This is a genomic window from Acidocella sp., from assembly GCF_028687955.1.
Lineage (GTDB): Bacteria > Pseudomonadota > Alphaproteobacteria > Acetobacterales > Acetobacteraceae > Acidocella.
In genome coordinates, this window is sequence record NZ_JAQTZC010000070.1 from 1 (window position 1) to 11,382 (window position 11,382).

General features: G+C 64.1%; 8 protein-coding genes. 1 reads left to right on the top strand and 7 read right to left on the bottom strand.

What is annotated here, in order from left to right:
• The 7 genes from pyc to PHE40_RS09290 form a co-directional block, all read right to left on the bottom strand.
• A partial coding sequence (gene pyc, locus PHE40_RS09260) for a pyruvate carboxylase (RefSeq protein WP_299961086.1) occupies positions 1-3,383 on the bottom strand: 3,383 nt, incomplete at its 3' end.
• Positions 3,384-3,663: 280 nt separating this feature from the next.
• Positions 3,664-5,070, bottom strand: coding sequence for an NAD(P)(+) transhydrogenase (Re/Si-specific) subunit beta (locus PHE40_RS09265; RefSeq protein ID WP_299961072.1), 1,407 nt, complete (start codon positions 5,068-5,070; stop codon positions 3,664-3,666).
• Between the two features lie 12 nt (positions 5,071-5,082).
• Positions 5,083-5,472, bottom strand: coding sequence for a proton-translocating transhydrogenase family protein (locus PHE40_RS09270; protein ID WP_299961074.1), 390 nt, complete (start codon positions 5,470-5,472; stop codon positions 5,083-5,085).
• A 15-nt stretch (positions 5,473-5,487) separates the two neighbouring features.
• Positions 5,488-6,624, bottom strand: coding sequence for a Re/Si-specific NAD(P)(+) transhydrogenase subunit alpha (locus PHE40_RS09275; RefSeq protein ID WP_299961076.1), 1,137 nt, complete (start codon positions 6,622-6,624; stop codon positions 5,488-5,490).
• A gap of 166 nt (positions 6,625-6,790) precedes the next feature.
• Entirely contained in the window at positions 6,791-7,489 is a 699-nt protein-coding gene (locus PHE40_RS09280; RefSeq protein ID WP_299961078.1) for a class I SAM-dependent methyltransferase, read from the bottom strand.
• Positions 7,490-7,527: 38 nt separating this feature from the next.
• Positions 7,528-8,877 (bottom strand): AarF/ABC1/UbiB kinase family protein, encoded by a 1,350-nt coding sequence (locus tag PHE40_RS09285; protein WP_299961080.1) that lies wholly within the window; start codon positions 8,875-8,877, stop codon positions 7,528-7,530.
• Entirely contained in the window at positions 8,877-10,685 is a 1,809-nt protein-coding gene (locus PHE40_RS09290) for a M3 family oligoendopeptidase (protein ID WP_299961082.1), read from the bottom strand. Before PHE40_RS09290 ends, PHE40_RS09285 begins: the two co-directional genes overlap by 1 nt.
• 162 nt (positions 10,686-10,847) lie before the next feature.
• Here PHE40_RS09290 and PHE40_RS09295 point away from each other — a divergent pair.
• On the top strand, positions 10,848-11,382 hold a 535-nt coding region (locus PHE40_RS09295), incomplete at its 3' end, for an APC family permease (protein ID WP_299961083.1).

The following is an 11,382-nucleotide window of genomic DNA, read 5'->3' on the forward strand; positions in this document are numbered from 1 at the left end:
ACGAACTCTATCAGCAGGTCCTTGGCGTCCACCTGCTCGCCGGGGCGCACCAGGATGGATTTGACCACCCCATCACGCGGGGCGGTGAGTTGGGCTTCCATTTTCATCGCCTCGATGGCGAGCAGGGGTTCACCCTGGGTGACTTGATCGCCCTCGCGCACCAAGATGGCAGCGATGGAGCCCGGCATGGGGGCGCCGAGCTGCCTTGTGTCGGCATCGTCGGCCTTGCGGCGGGCCGGGCGCGCGGCGATGGCGTTGCGGTTAGGCACGCTGATGACGCGGGGCTGGCCGTTGAGCTCGAAGAAGACGCGCACGTTGCCGTCCTCGTCGGTGGCGCCCAGGGTTTGCAGGCTCACGATCATGGTTTTGCCGGCCTCCAGGGTGACCGAAATTTCGTCACCCGGCTTCATGCCGTAGAAATAAACCGGTGTGGGCAGCACGGAGACCGGGCCGTAGGTGCGCATGGAGGCGTTGAAGTTGGTGAAGACCTCCGGGTACATCAGGTAGGAGGCAAGGATCTGATCGGTGAACTCGATCCCGCAGCGCTCGGTTGCGGTTTTGCGCACGGCCTCGATGTCCGCCGCGGGGATGAGCGAACCGGGGCGCACGGTGACCGGCGTTTTGTCCTTCAGCACCTTTTTCTGCAACGCCTCGGGCCAGCCGCCAGGGGGTTGGCCGAGGTCGCCATGCAGCATTTCGATAACCGATTGCGGGAAGGAGATTTCCTTCGCCGGGTCGGCCACGTCCTTCGCCGAGAGATTCTGGCTGACCATCATCAGCGCCATGTCGCCCACCACTTTGGAGGAGGGCGTGACCTTCACGATGTCACCGAAGAGGTCGTTGGCGTCGCGGTAGGCGCGGGAGACCTCGTGCCAACGGGTCTCCAGGCCCAGCGAGCGGGCTTGTTCGCGCAGGTTAGTGAACTGGCCACCCGGCATCTCGTGCAGGTAGACTTCCGAGGCGCCGGATTGCAGGTCGCTCTCAAACGCGGCGTATTGGCCGCGCACGGCCTCCCAGTAGAAGCTTATGCGGCGGATCGCGCCGGGGTCGAGGCCGGTGTCGCGCTCGGTATGGCGCAAGGATTCAACCAGCGAGCCAAGGCAGGGCTGCGAGGTAAGGCCGGACATCGGGTCCATCGCGGCATCAAAAGCGTCCACCCCGGCGGTGACGGCGGCGAACACGGTGGCACCGGAGATGCCGGAAGTGTCATGCGTGTGCAGGTGGATCGGCAGGCCGGTGTTTTCCTTTAGGGCCTTGACCAGCACGCTGGCGGCGGCGGGCTTGAGCAGGCCGGCCATGTCCTTGATCGCAAGAATGTGGCAACCGGCGGCCTCCAGCTGTTTGGCCAGATCGACGTAGTAGTTGAGGGAGTATTTGGCGCGGTTAGGGTCCAGGATGTCACCCGTGTAGCAGAGCGCGCCTTCGGCCAGCTTGCCTGATTCCACCACGGCGTCGATCGCGACGCGCATGTTCTCCACCCAGTTCAGGCAGTCAAACACCCGGAACAGGTCGATGCCGCCTTCGGCCGCCTGTTTGACGAAGAATTTGACGACATTATCGGGGTAGTTGGTGTAGCCGACGCCGTTGGCGCCGCGCAGCAGCATTTGCAGCAGCAGGTTGGGGGTGAGCTCACGGATGCCGCGCAGGCGCTCCCACGGGCCTTCCTGCAGGAAGCGCATGGAAACATCGAAAGTGGCGCCGCCCCAGCATTCCAGCGAGAAGAGCTGCGGCAGGGCGACCGAATAGGCCTTGGCGGCGGTGATAATGTCATACGAGCGCATGCGCGTGGCCAGCAGCGACTGATGCGCGTCGCGCATGGTCGTGTCTGTCACCAGAGCGCGCTTTTGCTCAAGCATCCACCTGGAGAAGCCTTGGGGGCCGAGCTGATCGAGCATCTGCTTGGTGCCGGGGGCGCGCTCATGGCCAAAGCGCGGAACCTCGGGCGTGCGGGCATGCGCGGCGGGCAGCGGCTTGCCGCGGGTTTCCGGGTGGCCGTTGACGGTGACATCCGCGATGTAGCGCAGCAGCTTGGTCGCGCGGTCCCGGCGCTTGCGGACCTGGAAAAGCTCGGGCGTGTTGTCAATAAAGCGGGTGGTGTAGCGGTTGGCGATGAAATCGGGGTGGTTGAGCAGGGCTTCGAGGAAGGTGAGGTTGGTGGCAACGCCGCGGATGCGGTATTCGCGCAGGGCGCGGTCCATGCGGGCGACGGCTTCCTCGGGCGTTGGCGCCCAGGCGGTGACCTTTTCGAGCAGGGCGTCATAAAACCGGGTGACGACCGCGCCGGCGTAGGCGGTGCCGCCATCCGCGCGGATGCCAAAGCCGAAGGCACCGCGATAGGCGGTGATGCGGCCGTAATCGGGGATGAAGTTGTTCTCGGGGTTCTCGGTGGTGATGCGGCATTGCAGGGCGTGGCCGCTGAGGTGGATGTTTTGCTGCTCGGGCACGCCGGTTTCGGGCAGGTTGCCGATATGGCCGCCCTCGGCGATGTGGATCTGGGCCTTGACGATGTCGATGCCGGTGACGACCTCCGTGACGGTGTGCTCGACCTGGACGCGGGGGTTGACCTCGATGAAGTAGAACTTGCCGGTGTCCATATCCATCAGGAATTCGACGGTGCCGGCGTTGCAGTATTGGGTGGCGCGGCCAATGGCGAGCGCGGCGTTGCAGATTTCGGCCCGCTCGGACTCGTTCAGGTAGGGGGCCGGGGCGCGCTCGATGACCTTCTGGTGGCGGCGCTGGATGGAGCAGTCGCGCTCAAAGAGATGCACGAGGTTGCCGTGGGAATCTCCCAGCAGCTGGACCTCGACATGGCGGGCGCGGCGGACCAGTTTTTCCAGATAGACTTCATCGTTGCCGAAGGCGGCCTTGGCCTCGCGCCGGGCGGCCTGGACGGATTCCAGCAGGGTGTCCTCGGACTCGATGGGGCGCATGCCGCGCCCGCCGCCGCCCCATGAGGCCTTGAGCATGACCGGGTAGCCAACTTCAGCGGCCAGGCGTTTGATTTCCGCCGCATCCTCCGGCAACGGGTTGGTGGCGGGCATGACCGGCACGCCGACCGAGATGGCGAGGTTGCGGGCGGCGACCTTGTTGCCGAGGCGGCGCATGGTGTCCGGTGAGGGGCCGATGAAGACGATGCCCTCGGCGGCGCAGGCGTCGGCGAAATCGGGGTTTTCGGAGAGAAAGCCGTAGCCGGGGTGGATGGCGTCGGCGTTTGCCTGCTTGGCAACGCGGATGACTTCCTCGATAGAGAGATAGGCCTCGATGGGGCCCATGCCGCGGCCGATCAGATACGCCTCATCCGCCTTGAACCGGTGCAGGGAGAGTTTATCGTGCTCCGGGTAAATGGCGATGGTCTGAATACCAAGCTCAGCCGCCGCGCGCATGACGCGGATGGCGATTTCAGACCGGTTGGCGACCAGAAGGCGTTTGAAATGCTTCACAGATGTATCTCTCCGTCATGCCGACATAGTACCCGGCTAGGCCGGTTTGCATGGTCGTATCCTAAATGATGACCGTTGAGCAATGCCACCAGCCGGGAGACAGGCGAAATTATGCCTTTTTTTACAGCAAAACACTATGCTGGTTTATTTTTAGGCGGCGTTGCCCCGGCACAAAAAAGGCAGGCTATGAAGCCCGCCTTTTTTAGCGGCATTCGGCTTGACTTTAGTGATCCAGCGATTGCACGATTTCCTCGGTCATCTTTTTGGCGTCGCCGAAGAGCATCATGGTGTTGTCACGGAAGAAGAGTTCGTTGTCGACGCCGGAGTAGCCCGAAGCCATGGAGCGCTTGACGAACAGCACGGTCTTGGCCTTGTCGACCTCGAGGATCGGCATGCCGAAGATCGGGCTGGCCGGGTTGGTTTTGGCCGCCGGGTTCGTTACGTCGTTGGCGCCGATGACATACACCACGTCAGCCGAGGCGAACTCGTTGTTGATGGTTTCCAGCTCGAACACATCGTCATAGGAGACGCCGGCTTCGGCCAGCAGCACGTTCATGTGGCCGGGCATGCGGCCCGCCACCGGGTGGATGGCGTATTTGACCACGATGTTGTCGGCCTTCAGCACGTCCGCCATTTCACGCAGGGCATGCTGGGCCTGGGACACCGCCATGCCGTAGCCGGGCACGATGATGACCTTGGAGGCGTTCTTCATGATGAAGGCGGCATCCTCGGCGGAACCGATTTTCACCGATTTGTCGCCCGAGTTGGTGCCGGCCACGGCCTCGGGGCCGGCGTTGCCGAAGCCGCCCAGCAGCACGTTGAAAATGCTGCGGTTCATGCCCTTGCACATGATATAGGACAGAATGGCGCCCGAGGCGCCGACCAGCGCGCCAGTGACGATGAGTGCCATGTTGCCAATGGTGAAGCCGATGCCGGCGGCGGCCCAGCCGGAGTAGGAGTTCAGCATCGAGACCACGACCGGCATGTCCGCGCCGCCGATGGGGATGATGAGCAGGAAGCCCATGAGCAGCGCCAGGATGGCGACCGCCGCGAACAGGATTTTGCTGCCGCCAGAGACAATGAACAGCAAGGTGAGGACGAACAGCAGAATGCCGAGACCCAGGTTGAGCTTGTGCTGGCCGCGGAAGGTGATCGGCGTGCCCGACATCAACGCCTGCAGCTTGGCGAAGGCGATGAGCGAGCCAGTGAAGGTGACGGCGCCGATGGCCAGGCCGAGCGACATTTCCACCAGGCTTTCCAGATGGATATGCCCGGTAGTGCCGATGCCGAAGCTCTGCGGCGCGTTTAGCGCCGAGGCGGCGACGAACACGGCGGCCAGACCGACCAGGGAGTGGAAGGCGGCGACGAGCTGGGGCAGCGCGGTCATTTTAATGCGCAGCGCCGCGACGGTGCCGATGGCGCCGCCGATGGCGACGCCGAGCACGATGAGCGCCACGCCGCCCAGCGACATGCCGCTGTGCACCAGGGTCGCCAAAATGGCGATGCCCATGCCGATGATGCCGAGCCTGTTGCCCCGGCGCGAGGTGGTTGGATGCGAGAGGCCGCGCAACGCCAAGATAAATAATACCGCGGCGACCAGATAAGCGAAGGAGGTAAGCGACTGGTTCATCTGGCGGGCGCCTTATTTTTTACGGAACATCGAGAGCATGCGGTTGGTCACCACAAAGCCGCCGAAAATATTGATACTGACCAGCACCACGGCCAGGAAGCCGAATATATGGGCAACGGAGCTGCCTTGCAGGCCGGTTGCCAGCATGGCGCCGACGATGATGACCGAGGAGATGGCGTTGGTGACGGCCATGAGGGGCGAGTGCAGGGCCGGGGTGACGTTCCACACCACATAGTAGCCCACGAAGATCGCCAGCACGAAAATGCTGAACAGATACACAAAGGGGGCGGCGGGTGGCGTATTCTGCGCCGCGATGGCGGCGACGCCGGCGGCATTTTGCGCGAGAATCGAGGCTTGATGCGCGAGGTCTGCCGCTTGTGCGGCTAAGTCGGCTGGTGTCATGTTTGGTTCCCCCCTTTAAGCGGCTGCGGGAATGAAATTCGCGTGAACGACCTGGCCACCCTTGGTCAGCAGCACAGCTTTGATGATGTCGTCGGTCTCGGTGAGCTTGGGCGCTTTTGCATCCTCGTCCCAAAACGTCGTGATAAATGTGAGCAGGTTGCGCGCGTAGAGCTGGCTGGCGGCGACGGCGATGCGCGAGGGCCAATTGCGGTGGCCGATGATGGTGACGCCGTTGGCGGTGGTGATGGTCTCACCCGGCACGGTATCGGCGCAATTGCCGCCTGAATCGGCGGCGAGGTCTATGATGATGCTGCCCGCGCGCATGGCGGCGACCATTTCGGAGGTGACGATCACCGGCGCCTTGCGGCCCTGCACCAGCGCGGTGCAGACGATGATGTCGTTCTTGGCGACGGTGGCGGCCATGAGGTCCGCCTGTTTTTTGCGGAATTCCTCGGACATCTGCCCTGCATAGGGGCCGGTCTGCTTGGCTGACTCCTCGTCATCGACGCCGATATAGGTGGCGCCGAGGGATTTGATTTCTTCCTTGGCCGCGGGGCGGACATCCGTGCCGGAGACGATGCCGCCGAGGCGGCGCGCGGTGGCGATGGCCTGCAGCCCGGCGACGCCGGCGCCGATGACCAGCACGCGGGCGGGCGGAACGGTGCCGGCGGCGGTCATCATCATCGGGAAGCCGCGCGCGAAGGCGTTGGCAGCCTCGATGAGGGCGCGGTAGCCGGAGAGGTTGGCCTGGCTGGAGAGCACGTCCATGCTCTGGGCGCGGGTGATGCGGGGCATCATCTCCATCGCCACGCCGTCAATCTTCGCGGCGGCCAGGGCTGGGACCAGCTCTGGATTGCCGAAGGTGTTCATGATGCAGACCAGCAGGGTGCCTGGCTCCACCAGGGAACGGACTTCCGGCTCGGGCGCCTGCACGGCGAAGAGAATTCCAGCGCCTTTCAGGGCGGCCGCGGCATCAGGGGTGATTTGCGCCCCGGCAGCCGCGAATTCCTCATCGGCGATCGCCGCTTGCAACCCGGCGCCGGCCTCGATGGCGACGCTGAGGCCAAGAGCAATCAGCTTTTTGACTGTATCCGGTGTCGCCGCCACGCGGGCTTCGCCCGCGCGACGTTCTTTCAAAACAGCTAGACGCATGGGCCATTCCCTAAAAAACGCTATCGATTGCAGCACACCATGATGGAGGCTGCGTAATTATTCAAGAGTATACGCGCCGGGCCCGCGCGTTACCACACATGCCCCTGCCGGAAGTGTGATGTGCGGGCGGCGTCGCGCGGCGTCGCGCGGCGGGGTGCGGCGGGATTCAGAGAATGATGACCGCGACGTGGCCCTTTTCGGCGGAAAAGCCAAGATAGCGATAGCGCAGCCCGGTTGCGGCGATGAACTCCTGGAACGCCTTGTATTCATGCGCGCGCCAGCCTGGGTAGTTGAAATATTCATCGAACACGATGACCGTGCCGCTGCCGATGCGCGGACGCAGCTGCTCGAAGATGACGGTTGTGCTGATGTAGATGTCGCAATCGACATGGATGAGGGCGCATTGGGCCGGATTTGCCGCCAGGAAGGGCGGCAGGGTTTTGTCAAACCAGCCGACATGCAGGATGGCGTTGGCCGGGACTTTTGGCAGCTTTCCACGCAGGGTGAAGGCGCCGGCGGCCTCCTTGGTGCCGCCCCAGTCGCCGGGCAGGCCCTCGAAACTGTCAAACCCATGAACATTGCCGGGGCGCAGGCTGGCGAGGTGGCGCAAAGAGGCGCCCTTCTCGACGCCGAACTCCAGCACCAGCCCCTCGGCCGGGGCGCGCGAGAGGGCGAATTTAAGCAGATCCAGCCGGTCGGGCAGGACCATCGCCTCGCTCATGTTGGCGACGATATAATCCACCGCCTCGCGCTTGGCGTGCAGGCGCAGGTCGATCCATAAATCGTTGGCGTAGAAGGAATGCAGTATCTTCCGGTAGGCGCGGGCGATGAAGCCCTCGCGCAGGCCGCGTTTAAAAATTGCCATCGACGCCCTCGGTCATGATTGTTGCACGCGCGCTGGTATTACTTGGCCTCCGGCACCCCGGCAATGCGCAGGGCCTCCTGCTGGCGGGCGGTGAGCTGGACGGGATCGAAATCATCGACCGTCTCATGGAACAGCCGGCTCCAGTTCAGCTCGGCGCGCAGGCGCATGAAAACCGAGCCGAGGCCGATGGCTGAGCGGTCCATGAGGACGAATTCGCGCGGGGGGCGCACGCCGCCGGTGCGTTGCAGGCCCTCATGAACTTTTTGTGCCACCGAACGGCCGAACTGGGTGTCACCGTTTTCCTCGATGGGGCGGACGCGGTCCTCGACCAGCGGGCCGTAGAGAAATTGCGCCCAGCCGTTGAGGATGGTGATCTGCTCATCGGTGATGCCCTTGAAGCCCCAGATGTCATAGGCGTGGCGGGCGCGCGCGGAGTCGGAGTCGCGCACGGCGGCGTAGAGCTCCAGCACGCCGCCGACGAATTTGGCCGGAAAGACGCGGATGGAGCCATAATCCAGCAGATTGAGGCCGCCGGACTCGGAGACCTGGTAGTTGCCCAGATGCGGGTCTCCATGGATGACGCCGTAACGGTAGAAAGGAATGTACCAGGCGCGAAAGAGCGCGGTGGCCAGAGCGTTGCGCTGCTCCAGGCTGGGGTTGCCCTCCAGCCAGGTGCTCAGCCCCACGCCGTTCAGCCATTTCATGGTGAGCAGGCGCGGCGTGGTGTATTGCGCCACCGGCTCGGGGACGTTCACGCCCGGGACGCCCGCCAGCATGGCGCGGTAGAGGCACATCTGCGCGGCCTCGCGCTTGTAGTCCAGCTCCTCGCGCAGGCGCTCGCAGAGTTCGACGTAGATGTCGTCCTGGATGATGGCGTTATCCATGCGCCGGTAGAGCGCCATGGCCATTTTCACCTGGCGCAGGTCGGCTTCGACGATGTTGGGCATGTCCGGGTACTGCAGCTTGCAGGCGACCTGGGCGCCATCCGGCAGGGTGGCCTTGTGGACCTGGCCGAGGCTGGCGGCGGCGGCGGCCTCGTGGCCGAAGGTTGTGAATTTTTTCTCCCAATCCGGCCCCAGCTCGCTCTGCATGCGCCGGCGCACGAAGGCCCAGCCCATCGGCGGCGCGTTGGCCTGCAGCTCGGCCAGCTGGGCGGCGTATTCAGGCGGCAGGGCGTCGGGCACGGTGGAGAGGAACTGCGCCACCTTCATCATCGGGCCCTTGAGACCGCCGAGCACGGCTTTTAAATCCTGGGCGTGACGGGCCTGGTCGGTTTTAATGCCGAGCACACGCTCCCCCGCAATGCGCGCGGCGATGCCGCCGACGGCGCCCGAGGTGCGGGCGAAGCGGCTGATGTCACCCAGTATGTTGCCTTCGCGTTCCGCCATTACGCTTCCAGCTCATCAATGAAGCCGGAAATAACGTCCAGGCCTTTTTGCCAGAATGCGGGGTGGGTGGCGTCCAGCCCGAAGGGGGCGAGCAGCTCCTTATGGCGCAGGGTGCCGCCGGCTTTCAGCATTTCAGTGTATTTTGCGGCGAAGGCGGCTTTGTCCGCGCTCTCCTGGTAGACGGCGTAGAGCGCGTTCACCAGGCAATCGCCGAAGGCATAGGCATAGACGTAAAACGGCGAATGGATGAAATGCGGGACATAGGCCCAGAAGAGGCGGTATTCCTCGGCAAAGGTGAAGGCCGGGCCGAGGCTCTCGGTCTGTACTTCCAGCCAGATTTCACCGATGCGGGCGGGGAGCAGCTCGCCGGTGCGGCGCTCGGCATGCACCTTGAGCTCGAATTCGTAGAAGGCGATCTGGCGGACGACGGTGTTGAGCATGTCCTCCACCTTGCCGGCCAGCATGAGGCGGCGGCGCTGGGGGTCTGACTCGGCATCCAGCAGGGAGCGGAAGGTGAGCATCTCGCCGAAGACGCTGGCGGTTTCGGCCAAAGTGAGGGGCGTGCCGGACATCAGATAGCCTTGATCCGCCGCCAGGCGCTGGTGCGCGCCGTGGCCAAGCTCGTGCGCCAGGGTCATCACATCGCGCGTGCGGCCGTGATAGTTCATCAGCACATAGGGATGCGCGGCGGGAACGGTGGGATGAGCAAAGGCGCCGCCGGATTTGCCTGGGCGGGGGGCGGCGTCGATCCAGTTCCGCTCGAAAAACGGCTCGATCTGCGCGGCCAGCGCGGGGTTGAAGCGGGCGTAGGCGGCAAGCACCATCTCCTTTGCCTCGGGCCAGGGGATGGCGCGGTCATCATCGCCGGGGAGCGGGGCGTTGCGGTCCCAGTATTCGAGCTTGTCCAGCCCCAGCCATTTGGCCTTCATGACGTAATAGCGGTGCGCGAGGCGGGCATAGGAGGATTTTACCGCTGTGGTCAGGGCTTCGACCACCTCGTCCTCGACCATGTTGGCGCGGTTGCGGTAGGAGGCGGGGGTTGGATAGTGGCGCCAGTTGTCGTCAATCTCCTTGTCCTTCGCCAGCGTGTTGGTGATGAGGGCAAAGAGTTTTTCCGTCCGGCCCATCGCCTCGCCAACCGCCTTGCCGGCGGCCTGGCGGGTGGCGCGCTCGGCGTCTGAGAGCTTGTTCAGGGCGGCGGAGAGGGTGAGGTCTTCGCCGTTGACCGGCACGCGCATGGCGGCGGTGGTCTCATCGAACAGGCGGCTCCAAGCGGCATGGCCGGTGACGTCTTTTTCCATCAGCAGCTTTTCCAGCTCGGCGGAGAGCTGGTGCGGCAGGAAGACCCGCAGGTCGCGCAGCCAGGGGGCGTAGCGGGCCAAGGCAGGGTCCTGCTGTTTGGCGGCCAGATCGGCCTCGGGGAGGAGGTTGAGCTCCAGGGTGAAGAACAGCAGGGAGGTGTTGATGAGCGTCACTCGCTCGGAGATGGTTTGGTAGAATTTGCCGTGGGCGGGGTTGTTGGAGTCAGCCGAGAACAGCAGCTGGGCGAAGGAAGCGGCGCGGCCGAGGGATTCGGAGATGCGCTCGTACTCATGCACCGCGGCGGCCAGCTCCGCGCCGGAGAGGCCGGCGAGGCGGGTTTTGTAGCGGGACTCGAAGGCGGCCGCGGCGTCCTGGGCGCTTTGCAAATCGGCGGCGATGCGCGGATCGTCCAGCCCGGCGTAGAGATCACCAAGGTTCCAGGCCGGGAGTGTGCCGCCGGGTGCTGAGAAACCTTCGGGGTGCCGGGCGATCTGTGTTGGGTGCATATATATCCGCTCCTGATGTTGCCCGCAGATGTAGGCGCTAATGGGCCGCTGGCAAAGGTGGAGCGGGGGCGCAGCGTGCCCGCCTTGGCGATAATCGCTCGACGCGCGGGAGAATCGCGGTTAGACCTGGATGGACCAACTCATCCCCGGCCAGGAGATTTTATGCCCGCACCCGCCCTCAAACGCGACGCCGGACGTATTGGCCTCTTATTCGCCAGCCTGGGAGGGATGATAGGGTCCGGATGGCTTTTCGGGGCGATGAACGCGGCGAAAATCGCCGGGCCGGCCTCGCTCATTGCCTGGGTGATCGGCGGCGGGGCGGTGCTCCTGCTGGCTTTTGTGTTTGCAGAGCTATCCACCATGTTCCCGCAGCCGGGCGCGGTGATCGTGTTCCCGTATCTCTGTTTTGGCCGGCTCTCGGCGCAAGTGATGACCTGGATCAATTTTCTCGCCTATATTTCCGTCCCGCCGGTCGAGGCGGTTTCAGTGATCAATTACAGCAATAATTTTTTCTCCGGCCTGGTGGATCCGGCGAGCGGCATGCTCACCATGAAAGGCTTCGCGGCGGCGGCGGCGCTGATGGTGCTGTTCCTCTGGATCAACCTGCTGGCGATCAGGCTCGTGCTGAAGATCAATAACGCGATTACCTGGTGGAAGCTGCTGGTGCCGGCGGGGACCGTGGTTGCGCTGATGTTCG

Excerpts from the sequence above, each read along its gene's own strand:
- PHE40_RS09265 (WP_299961072.1), bottom strand. The coding sequence starts at position 5,070 with ATGAACCAGTCGCTTACCTCCTTCGCTTATCTGGTCGCCGCGGTATTA.
- PHE40_RS09270 (WP_299961074.1), bottom strand. The coding sequence starts at position 5,472 with ATGACACCAGCCGACTTAGCCGCACAAGCGGCAGACCTCGCGCATCAA.
- PHE40_RS09275 (WP_299961076.1), bottom strand. The coding sequence starts at position 6,624 with ATGCGTCTAGCTGTTTTGAAAGAACGTCGCGCGGGCGAAGCCCGCGTG.
- PHE40_RS09280 (WP_299961078.1), bottom strand. The coding sequence starts at position 7,489 with ATGGCAATTTTTAAACGCGGCCTGCGCGAGGGCTTCATCGCCCGCGCC.
- PHE40_RS09285 (WP_299961080.1), bottom strand. The coding sequence starts at position 8,877 with ATGGCGGAACGCGAAGGCAACATACTGGGTGACATCAGCCGCTTCGCC.
- PHE40_RS09290 (WP_299961082.1), bottom strand. The coding sequence starts at position 10,685 with ATGCACCCAACACAGATCGCCCGGCACCCCGAAGGTTTCTCAGCACCC.